We start from the raw sequence: 17751 nt of genomic DNA on the forward strand, positions 1-17751 counted from the left end.
TGTAAGGAAATCAAGTGAAAACTCAATATAAAAAAAAGTCTTTGAACTAATGATGGGTCATTAGTTCAAAGACTTTATTTTTTTATTATTTCCAGTATACCATTCAGACTACTTTTTTATTTTTTTTAAGTCTTCAATAGTTTCAGTGTTAATTACAGGTTTGATAATTTCTTTGTTTTTTCGTTCCTTTTTATGGAAGAAAACGACTTCTAATAAAGGAACAATTATAGCCGCTGTAAATCCTCCTGAAAACCCGTTATTGTAAAGATTCATACCCGCATGTAAATAACTGATATTCGTTACGATAACCATATGCAAACTGCCTGCTAAAATTCCAGCTATTATTCCGTAGTGTCCACTAACAGGAGCTAAAGTTGTTCCAAATAAAGCGGTAAGCATAAAATTAGTACTGGATAAATCAGCTGATGTCAGCCATCCTACGAGTAATACTCCTAAAAGGATGGGAAAAACATTTTTCACGTGTTTTCCAAAGGCTCCAAAACCAACAACTGTAAATATTCCTCCAATAACTGGGCCGTTTAATTCTCCTCCTACAATTAACACAAGCGTGGTCGTCAAAAAACCTAACAAAGCCATATTTATCAAAGTTAATCCCAAGCCATGATGCTCTAAAAAATCAGGTCCACCTTTTCCGTCCTCTTTCAAAAAAGCAGCATATCCAGAAAATGAGCCTCTATTAAAATAAAGTCCTCCGCTAAACAATAAAAAAAACAAACTATAAAGATAGATGGATAACGGTTGATTGTAACCACTTGATACTAAATGAACTGTATCTACTTCTATTCCGTAGGCTCTAAAAAATGCAATAAAAGCCATGCCGATAATTCCAGCAGTAAATCCAATGTTATACAGACTAAACCCTTTATGAAAACTTATAAAATGACGTGATAATGGTGGCAAAATCAGACCAACGATGGCCCCAGCTATCCAACCTAAAAAAATACCCGTTAAAAATGAGAATCCACTGTTGAAGGCCACTTCGCTCACTAATGGCCCTAAAGCCGTCCCGTATAAAGCAGATAACAAATAATTTTTAAACGGAGTATGAGTCAGTTTAGCGTATAAAATTACACCTAAAATTATTGGAATGGAATTAAACAAATTTTTACCAAATAACGAAAATCCTGCTATCGTGAAGATTGCCGCAAGTAATGGACCAGACAATACAACTTTTGTTGATCGGATAATGAATAGACTTTTTATGATCATCAATGCTGCATTGATGAATGCTGCGCCAACATTTGCCAATTCAAAATAATCGGTTACTAGATTAGCTGGAGAGACAAGAATTTTAAGACTTCCATACCAAATCTCTTTAAGTGTATTGAAGTATAGTGCTAGTCCAACTAGCGTAAGAGCGAATAAAAGAGCAATTATATATTTAATTCTTTCCATTACTATTGGATTCTCATCTTGTAAAGGTGGAAACCATACTTTCCCCATATGCATCGACCTCTTTCCTTTAACTAGTCTGTTTAATCCTTAAAACCTTCTTCTAGATAAAGCGAGTGCTTGCTATTTAACAAAATGATAACACGAATGTTTAAGTGACACAATTTAATTTTAAATAAAAGCGCATTTTCCTAAAAAAAGCATCCCTATAATATAGGAATGCTTTTTAAAAATTTTATAACTTTTTATCACTCATTACTAGTCATCTTTAGAAGCTTTTCGCATAAAAAACTTCACAACTTCAACTAACGGGATAATTGAAACAGCTGCCCCAAATACTAACAACCATTGCTCAATAGTTAATGGAGATACACTAAATGCATCATTTAACCCCGGTATTAAAATAACGACACTTAATAATGCTGCTGATAATAAAATGGCTAAATTAAAAGCTTTATTTCTAAAAAAGCCAACCGTGAACAAAGATTTTTTAATAGATTTGACATTAAAAGCATGGAATAACTGAAGCAATCCTAATGTAGCAAATGCCATGGTTAACGCATCTGCATGAATCAAATCTATATCATTTGCATGTACTGGGTTGTTAGTTGCCCACCAGTAAACAAATAAAGTGATTCCTCCTTCAAAAACGCCTTGATAAATCAAGCTTGGCAACACACTATTTGAAAAGAATGTTGCTTTTCTTCCTCTTGGTGGTTGTTTCATTGCATCAGCTTCTGCTGGTTCTAAACCTAGTGCAATTGCTGGAAATGTATCAGTTACAAGGTTTATCCATAAGATATGAACAGGTGCTAAAATGCTCCATCCTAATATAGTAGCGATGAACAATGTCAGCACTTCTCCTAGGTTAGCCGATAATAAAAATTGGATGGCCTTTTGGATATTTGAAAACACTTTACGTCCTTCCTCTACCGAAACGACGATTGTTGAAAAGTTATCATCTGCTAAAACCATATCACTTGCACCTTTTGAAACTTCGGTACCTGTGATTCCCATTCCTATACCAATATCAGCTGTTTTAAGCGCTGGTGCATCATTATAACTCCGTCACCAGTCATAGCCACGATTTTACCCGCTTTTTGCCAAGCTTTAACAATACGAACCTTGTGTTCAGGAGACACTCTAGCATAAACAGAATAATCTTTTACTCTAGATGCAAAATCATTATCATCAATTTGGTCTAATTCGGCACCCGTCAGCACACCGCCTTGTTGGTTGTCTTCCAAAATACCCAATCGACGTGCAATAGCTTCGGCTGTATCTCTGTGGTCTCCTGTAATCATTACTGAACGAATTCCAGCTTCTCTAGCAACTTTAACAGCATCTTTGACTTCTGGCCTCTCAGGATCAATCATCCCGATCATACCAGCAAAAACTAATTCTTGTTCGACTCCTTGCGTTGTGATGTCTGTAGGAAGCTGATCCACTATTTTGTAAGCCATCGCCAACACTCTCAAAGCTTGAGTTGCTAAATCATGATTCGTATCTAAAATAATTTGCCTAGTTCTTTCATTTAATGATTCTATCTTTCCTTTAATGTCTATTTGCGCACATCTTTTTAATAATTCATCCGGCGCTCCTTTAGCTCCAATGAAAAACTTCCCATCTGGTAGCTGATGGATCGTTGACATCAATTTACGATCTGACTCAAAAGGAACCTCAGCAATTCGCGGCTCTTTGGCCAATTCTTCTTCAACATTCATACCTTTATCTATAGCATATTGAACCATTGCTGTTTCTGTTGGATCCCCAATCAATGTTCCATCATTTGCAATTTGCGTATCGTTACTATACGTCATGACTCGAATAACTGGCGTTCGAAAATTAATTTTTTCTTCAACATTCTGTATTGCTCCATTGAAATAAACTTTTTCAACAGTCATTTTATTCATTGTTAAAGTTCCTGTCTTATCTGTACAAATAACATCGGTGCTTCCTAACGTTTCAACAGCTGGTAAATTCCTAATTAGTGCTTTGCGTTTTGCCATCTTCTGTGTTCCTAAAGCTAAGATAATGGTTACGATTGCCGGTAATCCCTCCGGTATAGCTGCAACGGCTAAAGAAATCGATGTCAATAACATATCCAGCCATTCACGGCCATTGTACATTCCTATACCAAACATCACTACAGCAACAATTAAGATTGCAACGGTTAAGTATTTTCCTAAGCGGTTTAAATTTTCTTGCAAAGGAGTCATTGTTTCTTCAGAGGTTGCTAGCATATCCGCAATTTTACCTACTTCAGTATTCATGCCGGTTCCAACAACAACTCCTTCTCCACGACCATATGTTACATTGCTGTTCATGAAAGCCATGTTTAGTCGATCCCCAATACCAACTTTTTCATCTTTGAGCACAGCGATATCTTTTTCTTCCGCTTCTGATTCTCCTGTTAATGCAGACTCCTCTATTTTAAGTGAAGCAACTTCAATCAACCTTAAATCTGCCGCTACTACATCGCCAGCCTCTAGTAACAAAATATCTCCAGGGACTAATTGACCACTCTTTAAAGAAACAACATTGCCATCTCGCCTAACTCTTGCTTCAGGAGAAGACATTTTCTTCAGGGCATCAATTGCCTCTTCCGCTTTTGCTTCTTGATAAACGCCTAATATCGCATTTAATACAACAACGACCAAGATAATAAACGCATCTGCGACATCTCCAAAAATAGCAGAAATGAGCGCAGCAGCCAATAATACCAAAATCATAAAATCTTTAAACTGCTCTAAAAATTTGACGAATATACTTTTAGTTTTCCCTTGATCCAGCTCGTTTGGTCCGTATTCTTTGATTCGCTTTTCGGCTTCACTCGACGTGAGCCCTTTTTGAGTCGTTTCCATTTTTTTTAAAACAGTTGCTTCATCTTGGGTAAAAAAAACTTCTTTAAGCTGCCGCTTTCTTTCCATTTTTCATCCATCCTTTCAGATTAAATGGTACTATTAAAAATAGGAAAGTTCAGTCTCCCTCTATAAATTTGATTATAACTTTCACTTTTTTTTTTAGCAAAGTATACGTGTTTTTGCTATTTTATTTCCGTTTGTCAAATTAAAATACCTTCTATAATAAATAAATTTATTTGTGAAGAACCACGAGACCGTCTAATTCCTTGCATGAATACAAATAATTCCTATTACTTCAAAAATTTTGTATACTCAATTTTAATCATCTACAGACACTAAAAATATAGACTCATAATATTATAAAAATCTTCATATCTGGCATTATCGCTTATGGTATACTAATCAAAAGGAAGTAGAAAGGTGGAGAATAAGATGTTTTTCTTTGACCAAACATATATTTTAATTATTATCGGCGTTATTTTATCTGGAATTGCAAGTTCCTTCGTCAAAAGTACGTATGAAAAATATAGTAGCATCAACAATTCAAAAGGCTACACTGCGACTGAGGTTTCACGCCTTATCTTAGACAATGCCGGATTGCAACATGTGAAAATTGAGGCGGTTAGCGGTGATTTAACCGATCATTACGATTCACATGCAGACATTTTACGCCTTTCAGATAGCACACGTCAGTCACAATCTGTTGCCGCTATTGGTGTCGCCGCTCATGAAGTAGGACACGCCATCCAAGATCAAAAAAATTATATTCCATTAAAATTAAGGAGCGCTTTAGTTCCAGCAACAAATTTCGGACAAAAAATCTCTTTTCCTTTGATCTTATTAGGCGTTATTTTTAGTTATAACCAAACGTTGATCAATTTGGGAATTGTTTTCTTTTCTATAGCTCTGATTTTCCAAATAGTCACATTACCAGTTGAATTTAACGCTTCTAACCGGGCAGTCGCTATTCTAAGAGATCACCAAATTTTAAATGCTACCGAGGTTTCACAAGCTAAGAAAGTTTTAAGTGCAGCAGCCCTTACTTATGTTGCGGCAGCCATTGCTTCTTTCTTACAAGTTCTCAGATTAGTTCTATTATTTGGCGGTAGAAGGAACAACTAACAATTTAATAACAAAAAAAGAGAATCCAAATTTATTTTGGATTCTCTTTTTTTGTTACTTATTTAGTTTAAGAAACTTTTCACTTGGAAGAATGTGGTTTCTGATTTTTTTTAGAAAAAAACTGTGTTAACATTAGTACAAGTGAAAATAGGCCACTTATTTCAGTAAGAATCAAAGCAGCTAAACTGTTATCTTGGAAGAAAAAGAGGCTTCCTATCACTACACCAATAAATGCGCCTAAATGATAATAAACTCTTTTTATTTGTTCTTTCTTTAGAGAAGTGAATATACCAAACAATGGAAAATTTGGAATCAGTAAAAATATCCAAGCAGCAAGCAATACGTTTACTATTTTCCCAACAGGACTAAGACCTAGGATCGCATCACTGCCAAATGAGCCATATAAAAATAATGGGATGGTAAGAAAATTCCAAGCAAGCAATAGGATTATCACGATTGCTAATAGGACCGTTTTCTTTCGATTTGCTTCCACTATTGTTCCCCCATTTCTAATTTCAGCTATAGAGATCCGTTAGAAAAATACTAAAAAACTGTAACTCTTATTTCTTTCTATGCCTAATTATAACATATCTATAAATGAAGTCTTCCAGTGTATATTCTTATTTTTTCTCTTCAATTGGTTTACCAAAGAAATAAACAGCTAAAACAATGACAATCATTGAAACAGGTAGAACAATCCCTATCGGCAGTCCTAACCCAACTGGGAGAAAACCGAATAAAATAGTAATGAACCCTACTAGAAGGGCATACGGCATTTGCGTCTTAACATGCTCCATATGATTCACGCCTGCACCCATTGAAGATAAAATCGTTGTATCTGAAATTGGAGAACAATGATCTCCAAAAATTGCTCCGGTTAAAACTGCCCCTGCAGACATGATAACAAATTCAGGGTCTGGTGACAAAGCTGCTGCTAACGGTATCGTCAATGGCATTAATATCCCCATCGTTCCATAAGATGTTCCGGTTGCAAAGGAAATGACGGAACCTAAAACAAAAATGATAGAGGGTAATAAGAAAGCTGGCATTGTATCAGATAATAACGAAACTAAAAATTGAGCAGTTCCTAAATCAGTTATGATTTCACTTAATGACCAAGCCAATAATAAGATTGCTCCGGTAATAATGAGTGATTTCATTCCATTTATCCATGTCTCAACGGCTTTACCCCATGTGAATATCTTCTGTGCTACTCCCATAGTCATAGCTACAATACTTGCAAGCAATGCCGCTTGGAACAATACGATACTCGCATCAGATGCTCCAAAAGCTTCTTGGATGGCAGTAAATGAAAATGGACTTTCTTGTAATAAGTTTATTAATGTAGTATTTTCGCCAGCTAAAATGGCATAATATCCATTGGCGTAAAAACCGACAATAGCAACAATAATTAAAGTACCGATTGGAATAATTGCGTTCCAAATACTTAAACGTATTCCTTCGGCAGGCTCCATTTCATCAATTTCATTTACAGCATTAGGATTGATTTCTTCTTCATTTGTTTGGTTGTATTTTCGTGCTCTTCTTTCTGCTGTCAGCATAGGACCAAACTCTTTTAACATGACTGCTGTACATAATACAAATAAGATCATTAAAATATTATAAAAGCGATAGGGAATAGTTTCAACAAAAATACTATACGCATTGACCTCTTGACCAATGGCTTCATAGCCATCTTTGATCAATCCCACTTCGTAGCCGACCCAGGTAGAAATCAGTGCAATCCCAGCAATCGGAGCAGCTGTAGCATCTACGATAAAAGATAATTTTTCACGTGATACTTTCTTTTCATCCGTTACTGGACGCATAACCGGACCCACAATTAATGAGTTTGCATAATCATCAAAAAACAGGAAGATACCTAAAATCCAAGTGATGATTTGAGCACTGATAGGACCTTTTGCTTTTTTGGATAATGCATTTGCAATGGCTTTTGCTCCACCCATTTTTGTCATTAGCGCAATCAATCCGCCAATAGTAAGTACTTGTAAAATGATTCCTGCATTCCACGGATCAGCTAAAGAGTATAATGTATAATCGACTATACTTAAAAATGATTGAACGAATGCATAGAAAATCGATCCATCTGCCAAATGCAAGATAAACCCTCCAGCAAAAATACCAAAGAATAATGAAATAATAACATCTTTTGAAATAAATGCTAAAATAATGGATACAACTGGTGGCACTAGCGAAAACCAGCCAAAACCTCCTGTAGCACTAGCCGTATTTCGAAACTCTCCATTCACTGAAAATAAAACAAATGCAATGATGAATAAACCAATAGCAACTTTCTTTTTCATTCTAATCTCCCTCTCTATTTGCGCACAAAAAACACCTTGAGTTCTATACAACTCAAGGTGTTAGAATAGTTCCATATGTAATGTCCCTTTAACCCTTTTGTTGATAGCCCTTCAAAAATTTCATATTGAAATTCTCGACAGTGTTAAACATATTCTGTTTAACCCCAGCATGAAGTACTTGGCAATACTTTACACTTCGGCAATTTTTCCTTTCCAGCTATTATATTGCGCCTTCACAATAACTGTACTCTTAAAAATTGCACCTCTATCTTTTTATTAAATTATGTTATTAAATATACTATATTAATGATCATTATACAACCCAAGTTAGCTGAAACGTTTCTCTCTTAATTTATACACTCTGTTAAAATACTACAAAAATTGAAATAAATCCTGCTAATGTATAATACATAATTTTTAAATCTGTCATTCTAAGTCTATTATTAAAAGAGATCTTGCACAAGTTATTTCATTAATAATGAGCGGATCAGTTAGAAAAAGAGCTATTATGCTACCAACAAAGAACTACTGCTTCACAGACAAAAATTCTACACCACCTGCAATAAATAGACCCTTACTTAGCTTTGAAGCCAACATAAGAGCAGCTACAGTGTTAATCAGCGATTTAGCTAATAAGGTTTTATGATTAACAGTTAACACGCTTGCTATTTAAGATTTATTCTAATTATTATGTTATTCCAGAAAAAAAGAGCTCTAAATCAAATTGATTTAGAGCTCTTTTTTCTGGAATATTTATAAACGCATGACTAAAATGGTATTCTATTCAGCCAAACCAATTTCTTCTATTACAATAGAAGCGATTCGATCAACATAAAGATTTACTTTCTCTTGCGAAGGAGCTTCCGCCATTACACGAAGTAACGGTTCAGTGCCACTAGGACGAACTAAAATACGGCCATTTCCATTCATTTCATTTTCAACTTCATCAATGACAGCCTTAATTGCTGGCACATCCATTGCTCCATTTTTATTGCTAACCCGAATGTTGACCAATTTTTGAGGATAAGTTTGAACTTCTGCAGCTAATTCTGAAAGCTTTTTACCTGTTTCTTTCATAACATTCAACAATTGAATACCTGATAACATGCCATCACCAGTTGTATTGTAGTCTAAGAATACAATGTGTCCTGATTGTTCCCCACCAAAATTGTAGCCATTTTTGCGCATTTCTTCTACTACATAACGGTCTCCAACTTTCGTTTGAAGAGCTATCATATTGTTTGCTTCAATGGCTTTGTGGAAGCCTAAGTTGCTCATAACCGTAGAAACGATCGTATCTTTTTTCAAACGACCTTTTTCTTGTAGATATTTCCCACAAATAAACATAATTTTATCGCCGTCAATGATATTGCCTAACTCATCAATTGCGATGACTCTATCGCCGTCACCGTCAAAAGCTAATCCAACATCGGCACCTTTTTCAACTACAAATTCAGCCAATTTTTCAGGATGCGTTGAACCAACACCGTCATTAATATTTAAGCCATTTGGTGTTGATGCCATTACATCAAATTCTGTTTCTAAGTCTGCAAATAAACGATTAAGAAGAGGGCTTGTCGCTCCGTTAGCACCATCTAAACAAACTTGTAACCCAGCTAGATCATTTGGAATCGTTTGTTGTAAAAATTGCGTGTATTTTAAAGCACCTTCTGGATATTCATCCACCGTACCTAAACCTTTTGCACTTGGACGAGGCAAATTATCAATATCTTCATCTAATAATGCTTCAATTTCTAATTCAGTCGCATCAAATAATTTAAAACCATCTGATCCGAAGAATTTGATGCCATTATCAGGTGCAGGATTGTGTGAAGCTGAAATCATTACGCCTGCTGCAGCTCTTTGAATACGCGTTAAATAAGCTACTCCAGGAGTTGTTATGACACCTAGTTTCATTACCTCGATTCCGACTGATAAAAGACCAGCAATCAAGGCAGATTCTAACATCTCACCTGAAATACGAGTATCTCTTCCAACTAAAACACGCGGATGTTCCTCCCCTTCAGCATGCTGAGTTAAAACAAACCCACCATATCTTCCTAATTTAAAAGCCAATTCTGGAGTTAACTCAGAGTTAGCAACACCTCTTACTCCATCTGTTCCAAAATATTTTCCCATCTTATTTTACCCCTTTTCAAAGTTTAAACCTTATCCCTAAAGGTTTACTTTATCCTATTCGCTTACTTCTTCACTGGATTCGCTTGATGCCTCATCTGATTGTTCCATTGAAGAGTCTAAAGAAGAAGATTCACTTTCTGAACTTTCACTTTCATTCTGAACTGACTCACTTGATGAACTAGACTCACTCGAACTTGAACTTTCTTCATTCGTTTCAGTAGTACTTTGTTCATTTTCTTGAGAACTTTTTTCTGTAATAGTTATAGTTACTTCAATTTCTTCTGGATCTAAAGTTGTTATACCATCCAGTAAAGGCAATTCGATTAATTGAGTGGTTGTTTCGGTTATATCTGTTACATCAATATCTACTGGATAGCTACTCAAACTATTTAGCAGTTCACTATCTGCTTGTACGGAAACTATCGTATCCGCTTGATTACTGATACCTAATTCATAATTTAAGTTAGTATTGGTAGTACCTGTTTGGTTTAATACTATAGGTACTTCCTTCATAGTTGGGCTAACAGGTATATTCACTGTAACCTCACTAGGATTAAGCTCGACATCTAACTCTTTACCTTCAGCATCGCTAACTATAATAGGAAGAGTTTGAACAATGTCTTCTGTGACGCCGTCTTCTTCATTTACAACTACTTTTACTTCCGCAATTTGGTCTATTGTAGAAGCAGTACCTGTTAGTTCTACGGTTTCGTAATTAATAGTTGGTGTACCCGCTACAAACTCATCATCGATTATTGAATCATCAAATTCAACATCTACACTAAAAGTTTCCACTTTCTTTTCTTCAATAGTTATTGTTACTTCTTCTGGCAAAACTTTATACTCTAATTGAGGCGAAAGACCTTCTGCAACTAATTCAATTGTATGAGTACCAACTCCTAAACTATCTAAATCAGCTGCTACAATATCAAAATTCTTAGTCGTTTTAGTATTTAATACAATACTAGAAGGTCCTGATATCTCGACTGATACGGTCGCTGGAAAACCTGTTACATAATAATTATCTTGGTCAATCTCAACAACTATTGGTACTTCAAGTATGGTATCCGACGTCACCGCACTTAGTCCATCAATATTACTGGCTGTTTGCCCCCTATTGTTGCTACTATTTACATACGTGAACAATAGCAAAGCAAATGCGAGAGCAACGATCTTCATAAACCATGGATTATTGTAGATTTTCTCCATTATTTAGAAGCCCCCTTTTTAAAACTATCCACCATTTCTTGGAGAGAATTTTTCTTCAGTTTTTCTTCAGTAACAATTAAGTTTTTGCTTAAGAATTTTTCAAAATCTTCTTTAGATAATTCTCGTAATAATTCTCCTTTATATGAAACACTCACACCACCAGTTTCCTCAGAAACAATGATTGTTATCGCATCAGTTACTTCACTTAACCCAATTGCAGCACGATGCCTTGTTCCTAGTTCTTTAGAAATTAGCGTGCTCTCAGATAATGGCAAATAGCTAGCAGCAGATGCTAATTTATAATCTCTAATAATAACTGCTCCATCATGCAACGGCGTATTCGGAATAAAAATATTGATCAATAACTCACTTGAGATATCAGCGTCCAATGCAATTCCTGTTCCGATAAATTCGTCTAATTCTGTTTCCATCTGGATAGAAATCAATGCACCAATTCTTCTTTTTGCCATATATTGAACAGCTTTTGCTAATTGTTGAACCAAATTTTCTCCAGGATTAGTTTTTCTTTTTGTCCGATTAAATATGGATCCTCGACCAAGATGTTCCAATCCTCTTCGCAATTCTGGCTGAAAAATAATAATAATTGCAAGAACACTCCATTGGATCACTAAATCAACGATCCAGTCTAATGTTTGCAATCCCAGGAAAAAACTAGCTACTTTTATTAACATGATTATAGCGATTCCTTTTAATAATTGAACCGATCTTGTACCACGCAAAATTTTAATGAGCTGATAAATAAAAAATGTAACCACTAATACATCTACAACATTAATAAAATTTCGCCATGTCACTAGTTGTGACCAATCTATAGACATATGCGCACCCCCGATAATATTTCTGATTGTCACCTAGAATATATTATACCATAATATTTTATACGAATAACTTTATTCACATAAATGATAACCTCTTATCATTATCATTTAGGCACCTGTTTCTAATTTTAGATACAAAAAAAACTTGCAACGATTACTGTCGCAAGTTTTATTATGAGTCATGCAGGATTCGAACCTGCGACCCTCTGATTAAAAGTCAGATGCTCTACCAACTGAGCTAATGACTCAACTTAAAAAATGAATTTGCATGGCAACGTCCTACTCTCACAAAGGGAAACCCTTCACTACCATCGGCGCTAAGAAGCTTAACTTCTGTGTTCGGCATGGGAACAGGTGTGACCTTCTTGCCGTCATCACCACACAAAATTCATTTAAATCTTACTTGCATATTCATGCAACTGGGCTAGCTGGATTCGAACCAACGCGTGAGGGAGTCAAAGTCCCTTGCCTTACCGCTTGGCTATAGCCCATAAATGGTGGAGGGGGACAGATTCGAACTGTCGAACCCGAAGGAGCGGATTTACAGTCCGCCGCGTTTAGCCACTTCGCTACCCCTCCAAAATAAAATGATTTTACTATTAAATGACCTTCTAAATGTATGCCGGCTAAAGGAGTTGAACCCTCGACCCTCTGATTACGATTCAGATGCTCTACCAACTGAGCTAAGCCGGCAAAAAAGTTTAATAATAAAAAACAATGACCCGTACGGGAATCGAACCCGTGATACCGCCGTGAAAGGGCGGTGTCTTAACCGCTTGACCAACGGGTCATACGTCTTGAAAACATTCAAGCACAAGGAGTATTATATAAATAATTCAGCATAATGTAAAGACTATTCTTTCATTTAATTGTATTTTTAATCATTTTATCATATTAAAGGGTTTTTCAGATAATTAAAACCACAAATATGACTATGAATAATCTTTATCCACAGTCATATTTATTCCATCGGATGACTACTATTCAGCTTTTATTGTTTTATATTTTTCAGGTTTTCGATCAAATAATTCTTTTGCATATGGACAAAGTGGCACGATTTTCTTCCCTTCACTTTCCATCTCTTTAACAACTCTATCTACCAATTGCTCAGCAATACCTTGACCTCTTAAAGATGGGTCTACAAAAGTATGATCTAAAATTACTTTCTCTTCACCAGATGGAACATACGTTACCTCAGCAATTAATTTTCCAGATTCATCATTTTTAAAAAACTGATTTCCATTCTTTTCAAATTCCATGCTAACACTTCCTTTTTAATTTATTCTATTAAGTTTAACACTTTTTGAATTAGATACCAAGAAAAGACTGATATAAAGCTTCATTATGCTTACATAAATTATAATTCTTTTCATTCATTCAACTGATTCAAATCAATTAAAGACTATTTCATAATCCTCACAATCACGTGTAATAGTCTTAATAGATTATATTCAATAAACTCAAGTGAATAGATCAAAACTCCCAATTCTTTCCCTATATTCGAATGAAAATTCTAGAGCGCATTCCAAAAAGCAGACCTGACGTCCATTATATCATGCCTAAAGTTGTTCAACTCATAATAAGGGGTATGAGCAGGAAACTTAAACTGTGGTGCTTTTGGCTTATAATCAACATACTGGCTCTAAATCAAATGGTGGGGATATTTCAAGATAAAATTCTTTCTGTTGAATGTACAGGTTTGCTCGTGGAGTCATGAGAAGTCTGAAGGTGTTGTTCTCTAAAACATGTTCCAAAAAGCAAATTTAGCATCCACTTGGCCCTGACTGCAGTTGATTCAGCTTACATACAAGCATAATACACTTAGGCATAGCCTACAGTGCTTTATCTATGGTTGGTAACCATCCTGTTCTTATTCGTTCCAGTTGACTTAGCTCTTGTGGCTTTAGCCATACTAGAGATAAGGTCTGCGTTAGAAGATTTCGGGTTTGAACGCTTTTAGTCTTACACTTCCTTCAAACAAAACCGTAATCGAGCTAAGGAGCTAACGTTTTGTAATTCTCATTGAATCCAATGCACAGATACAAGCAACCCTCTATTCCTACAGAATTCTTAAGTGAATAATTCTATTGATTTACTTATCCACTCCAAAAATTACACAGCCAAAAAAGCAGCGCGAGAAGTTTCTCTCACGCTGCTTAAACTAGATTTTATTTTAACTAAATTTAACTAATATATCATTTGATTTTTCCCATTCATACATAAGCCACTTGCCGGATTCGAACCGGCGACCTCTTCCTTACCATGGAAGCGCTCTACCAACTGAGCTAAAGCGGCACTATTGAATGATATTACTATTTGTTTGCAAAAAAAAAAACTCCGCAAGTAGGACTCGAACCTACGACATCATGATTAACAGTCATGCGCTCTACCAGCTGAGCTATTGCGGAATAAAATTGAATCTGCGTGGCAACGTCCTACTCTCACAAAGGGAAACCCTTCACTACCATCGGCGCTAAGAAGCTTAACTTCTGTGTTCGGCATGGGAACAGGTGTGACCTTCTTGCCATCATCACCACACAATTTCAATCAGAGAACATTGTTCTCTCAAAACTGGATAAGGTAAAAATCGTTTTTGTTCTGAATCCGTCGTACACCGGTTATTTCTTTGGTTAAGTCCTCGACCGATTAGTATTGGTCCGCTCCATATATCGCTATACTTCCACTTCCAACCTATCAACCTGATCATCTCTCAGGGGTCTTACTCACTTACGTGATGGGAAATCTCATCTTGAGGGGGGCTTCACGCTTAGATGCTTTCAGCGTTTATCCCGTCCACACATAGCTACCCAGCAATGCCCTTGGCAGAACAACTGGTACACCAGAGGTGTGTCCATCCCGGTCCTCTCGTACTAAGGACAGCTCCTCTCAAATTTCCTACGCCCGCGACGGATAGGGACCGAACTGTCTCACGACGTTCTGAACCCAGCTCGCGTACCGCTTTAATGGGCGAACAGCCCAACCCTTGGGACCGACTACAGCCCCAGGATGCGATGAGCCGACATCGAGGTGCCAAACCTCCCCGTCGATGTGGACTCTTGGGGGAGATAAGCCTGTTATCCCCAGGGTAGCTTTTATCCGTTGAGCGATGGCCCTTCCATACGGAACCACCGGATCACTAAGCCCGACTTTCGTCCCTGCTCGACTTGTAGGTCTCGCAGTCAAGCTCCCTTATGCCTTTACACTCTGCGAATGATTTCCAACCATTCTGAGGGAACCTTTGGGCGCCTCCGTTACACTTTAGGAGGCGACCGCCCCAGTCAAACTGCCCGTCAGACACTGTCTCCCAGCCCGATAAGGGCTGTGGGTTAGAGTGGTCATACAGCAAGGGTAGTATCCCACCAACGCCTCCACCAAGACTGGCGTCCTGGCTTCATTGGCTCCTACCTATCCTGTACAAGCTGTACAAACACTCAATATCAAACTGCAGTAAAGCTCCATGGGGTCTTTCCGTCCTGTCGCGGGTAACCTGCATCTTCACAGGTACTATAATTTCACCGAGTCTCTCGTTGAGACAGTGCCCAGATCGTTACGCCTTTCGTGCGGGTCGGAACTTACCCGACAAGGAATTTCGCTACCTTAGGACCGTTATAGTTACGGCCGCCGTTTACTGGGGCTTCAATTCTGAGCTTCGCCCGAGAGCTAACCCTTCCTCTTAACCTTCCAGCACCGGGCAGGCGTCAGCCCCTATACGTCATCTTACGATTTTGCAGAGACCTGTGTTTTTGATAAACAGTCGCCTGGGCCTATTCACTGCGGCTGACCAATTGGTCAGCACCCCTTCTCCCGAAGTTACGGGGTCATTTTGCCGAGTTCCTTAACGAGAGTTCTCTCGCACACCTTAGGATTCTCTCCTCGACTACCTGTGTCGGTTTGCGGTACGGGCAGTTTGTTTCTAACTAGAAGCTTTTCTTGACAGTGTGACATCGGGAACTTCGGTACTTAATTTCCCTCCCCATCACAACTTGTTCTTAAAGAAGCAAGCATTTGACTCACTTCAAAACTTGTTGCTTGGACGTGCATATCCAACAGCACGTATTCCTTAGCCTACTGTGTCCCTCCATTGTTCAAACAAAACAAACTGGTACAGGAATCTCAACCTGTTGTCCATCGTCTACGCCATTCGGCCTCGACTTAGGTCCCGACTAACCCTGGGAGGACGAGCCTTCCCCAGGAAACCTTAGTCATTCGGTGGACGGGATTCTCACCCGTCTTTCGCTACTCATACCGGCATTCTCACTTCTAAGCGCTCCACTAGTCCTCACGATCTAGCTTCAACGCCCTTAGAACGCTCTCCTACCATAGAACCAATGGTTCTATCCACAGCTTCGGTGTTATGTTTAGCCCCGGTAAATTTTCGGCGCAGGGTCACTCGACTAGTGAGCTATTACGCACTCTTTAAATGATGGCTGCTTCTGAGCCAACATCCTAGTTGTCTAAGCAACTCCACATCCTTTTCCACTTAACATAAACTTTGGGACCTTAGCTGGTGGTCTGGGCTGTTTCCCTTTCGACTACGGATCTTATCACTCGCAGTCTGACTCCCGGATATAAATCAATGGCATTCGGAGTTTATCTGAATTCGGTAACCCTAGAAGGGCCCCTAGTCCAAACAGTTGCTCTACCTCCATGATTCTAATTCCGAGGCTAGCCCTAAAGCTATTTCGGAGAGAACCAGCTATCTCCAAGTTCGATTGGAATTTCTCCGCTACCCACACCTCATCCCCGCATTTTTCAACATACGTGGGTTCGGTCCTCCAGTGCGTATTACCGCACCTTCAACCTGGACATGGGTAGATCACTTGGTTTCGGGTCTACGACCACATACTCATTCGCCCTATTCAGACTCGCTTTCGCTACGGCTCCGTCTCATCAACTTAACCTCGCATGTGATCGTAACTCGCCGGTTCATTCTACAAAAGGCACGCTATCACCCATTAACGGGCTTTAACTATTTGTAGGCACACGGTTTCAGGGGCTATTTCACTCCTCTTCCGAGGTTCTTTTCACCTTTCCCTCACGGTACTGGTTCACTATCGGTCACTAGGGAGTATTTAGCCTTGGGAGATGGTCCTCCCGGATTCCGACGGAATTTCTCGTGTTCCGCCGTACTCAGGATACTGATCAGAGTGAAATTGGTTTCGGTTACAGGGCTTTTACCTTCTTCGGCAGACCTTTCCAGGTCGCTTCTCCTACCAACTTCATTTATGACTCTATATGTTCAGTCCTACAACCCCAGAAAGCAAGCTTTCTGGTTTGGGCTATTCCCGTTTCGCTCGCCGCTACTCAGGGAATCGATTTTTCTTTCTCTTCCTGCAGGTACTTAGATGTTTCAGTTCTCTGCGTCTACCTCTACTGACCTATGTATTCAGTCAGCAGTAACATCCTATCAAAGATGCTGGGTTCCCCCATTCGGAAATCTTTGGATCAAAGCTCACTTACAGCTCCCCAAAGCATATCGGCGTTAGTCCCGTCCTTCATCGGCTCCTAGTGCCAAGGCATTCACCGTGCGCCCTTATTAACTTAACCTATGGTTAATCGTTAATGTTTAATACTCATCTTTCGATGAGAACCTTAAAAAACTTATTTTTTTAAAACTTTTCGGTGTGTTTCTGGTTTCTTACTTAATTACGATTTTTAACTTTATCCAGTTTTCAAAGAACAATTCTTTTCGCAACTAAAGTTGCAATGGAGCCTAGCGGGATCGAACCGCTGACCTCCTGCGTGCAAGGCAGGCGCTCTCCCAGCTGAGCTAAGGCCCCAAGAGAATTTATAAATTTATTGTTTTGAATTTATATAGAAGAAAGATCGTTGACCTCTCAA

The 17751-nt window shown here is 38.1% G+C and carries 8 protein-coding genes, 8 tRNA genes, 3 rRNA genes, 1 pseudogene and 1 riboswitch; of the genes and pseudogenes, 1 reads left to right on the forward strand and 19 read right to left on the reverse strand.

From position 1 onward, the window contains the following. Nucleotides 1-108: 108 nt before the first annotated feature. Complete coding sequence (locus tag BP17_RS11455; protein WP_035054517.1) at nt 109-1464, reverse strand: DUF1576 domain-containing protein; 1356 nt, start codon at nt 1462-1464, stop codon at nt 109-111. 207 nt (nt 1465-1671) lie between these two features. After that, nucleotides 1672-4343: pseudogene (locus tag BP17_RS11460) on the reverse strand (cation-translocating P-type ATPase). Nucleotides 4344-4709: 366 nt separating this feature from the next. On the opposite strand from BP17_RS11460, the gene BP17_RS11465 reads away from it, so the two are divergent. Next, complete coding sequence (locus BP17_RS11465; RefSeq protein WP_035054519.1) at nt 4710-5399, forward strand: zinc metallopeptidase; 690 nt, start codon at nt 4710-4712, stop codon at nt 5397-5399. Between the two features lie 79 nt (nt 5400-5478). Here the strand turns inward: BP17_RS11465 and BP17_RS11470 are convergent, their stop codons facing one another. The 17 genes from BP17_RS11470 to BP17_RS11550 form a co-directional block, all read right to left on the reverse strand. After that, the gene (locus tag BP17_RS11470; RefSeq protein WP_035054521.1) at nt 5479-5892 is read right to left on the reverse strand and encodes a hypothetical protein; all 414 of its coding nucleotides are present in this window, start codon (nt 5890-5892) and stop codon (nt 5479-5481) included. A 127-nt stretch (nt 5893-6019) separates the two neighbouring features. Beyond that, nucleotides 6020-7723 (reverse strand): Na+/H+ antiporter NhaC family protein, encoded by a 1704-nt coding sequence (locus BP17_RS11475; protein WP_035054523.1) that lies wholly within the window; start codon nt 7721-7723, stop codon nt 6020-6022. A gap of 96 nt (nt 7724-7819) precedes the next feature. Continuing rightward, nucleotides 7820-7999, reverse strand: a riboswitch (Lysine riboswitch). Nucleotides 8000-8503: 504 nt separating this feature from the next. After that, nucleotides 8504-9862 carry a phosphoglucosamine mutase gene (glmM, locus tag BP17_RS11480; RefSeq protein WP_035054525.1) on the reverse strand — a complete coding sequence of 453 codons (1359 nt, stop codon included), beginning with the start codon at nt 9860-9862 and terminating at the stop codon, nt 8504-8506. A gap of 54 nt (nt 9863-9916) precedes the next feature. Further along, complete coding sequence (locus BP17_RS11485) at nt 9917-11071, reverse strand: CdaR family protein (RefSeq protein ID WP_051910534.1); 1155 nt, start codon at nt 11069-11071, stop codon at nt 9917-9919. Further along, a complete protein-coding gene (gene cdaA, locus BP17_RS11490; protein WP_035054527.1) occupies nt 11071-11910 on the reverse strand; it encodes a diadenylate cyclase CdaA in 840 nt (279 codons plus the stop codon). The genes BP17_RS11485 and cdaA overlap by 1 nt, the downstream gene beginning before the upstream one ends. A 175-nt stretch (nt 11911-12085) precedes the next feature. After that, nucleotides 12086-12158, reverse strand: a tRNA-Lys gene (locus BP17_RS11495). Between the two features lie 18 nt (nt 12159-12176). Then, a 5S ribosomal RNA gene (gene rrf / locus BP17_RS11500) occupies nt 12177-12292 on the reverse strand. 37 nt (nt 12293-12329) lie between these two features. Continuing rightward, nucleotides 12330-12401 (reverse strand) — tRNA-Gln (locus tag BP17_RS11505). A 4-nt stretch (nt 12402-12405) separates the two neighbouring features. Continuing rightward, nucleotides 12406-12489 (reverse strand) — tRNA-Tyr (locus BP17_RS11510). A 41-nt stretch (nt 12490-12530) separates the two neighbouring features. After that, nucleotides 12531-12603 (reverse strand) — tRNA-Thr (locus BP17_RS11515). Nucleotides 12604-12628: 25 nt separating this feature from the next. Beyond that, nucleotides 12629-12700 (reverse strand) — tRNA-Glu (locus BP17_RS11520). A 190-nt stretch (nt 12701-12890) separates the two neighbouring features. Next, nucleotides 12891-13169, reverse strand: a complete 279-nt coding sequence (locus BP17_RS11525) for a GNAT family N-acetyltransferase (RefSeq protein WP_035054529.1) — start codon at nt 13167-13169, stop codon at nt 12891-12893. 963 nt (nt 13170-14132) lie between these two features. Beyond that, a tRNA-Thr gene (locus BP17_RS11530) sits at nt 14133-14205 on the reverse strand. A 40-nt stretch (nt 14206-14245) separates the two neighbouring features. Further along, nucleotides 14246-14318, reverse strand: a tRNA-Asn gene (locus BP17_RS11535). A 14-nt stretch (nt 14319-14332) separates the two neighbouring features. Next, a 5S ribosomal RNA gene (rrf, locus tag BP17_RS11540) occupies nt 14333-14448 on the reverse strand. An 88-nt stretch (nt 14449-14536) separates the two neighbouring features. Beyond that, a 23S ribosomal RNA gene (locus BP17_RS11545) occupies nt 14537-17457 on the reverse strand. Nucleotides 17458-17617: 160 nt separating this feature from the next. Then, nucleotides 17618-17690: transfer RNA gene (locus tag BP17_RS11550), tRNA-Ala, on the reverse strand. Between the last annotated feature and the right edge of the window lie 61 nt (nt 17691-17751).

The organism is Carnobacterium pleistocenium FTR1 (assembly GCF_000744285.1).
GTDB classification, from domain to species: domain Bacteria; phylum Bacillota; class Bacilli; order Lactobacillales; family Carnobacteriaceae; genus Carnobacterium_B; species Carnobacterium_B pleistocenium.

Excerpts from the sequence above, each read along its gene's own strand:
- BP17_RS11455 (WP_035054517.1), bottom strand. The coding sequence starts at position 1,464 with ATGGGGAAAGTATGGTTTCCACCTTTACAAGATGAGAATCCAATAGTA.
- BP17_RS11465 (WP_035054519.1), top strand. The coding sequence starts at position 4,710 with ATGTTTTTCTTTGACCAAACATATATTTTAATTATTATCGGCGTTATT.
- BP17_RS11475 (WP_035054523.1), bottom strand. The coding sequence starts at position 7,723 with ATGAAAAAGAAAGTTGCTATTGGTTTATTCATCATTGCATTTGTTTTA.
- glmM (WP_035054525.1), bottom strand. The coding sequence starts at position 9,862 with ATGGGAAAATATTTTGGAACAGATGGAGTAAGAGGTGTTGCTAACTCT.
- BP17_RS11485 (WP_051910534.1), bottom strand. The coding sequence starts at position 11,071 with ATGGAGAAAATCTACAATAATCCATGGTTTATGAAGATCGTTGCTCTC.
- cdaA (WP_035054527.1), bottom strand. The coding sequence starts at position 11,910 with ATGTCTATAGATTGGTCACAACTAGTGACATGGCGAAATTTTATTAAT.
- BP17_RS11525 (WP_035054529.1), bottom strand. The coding sequence starts at position 13,169 with ATGGAATTTGAAAAGAATGGAAATCAGTTTTTTAAAAATGATGAATCT.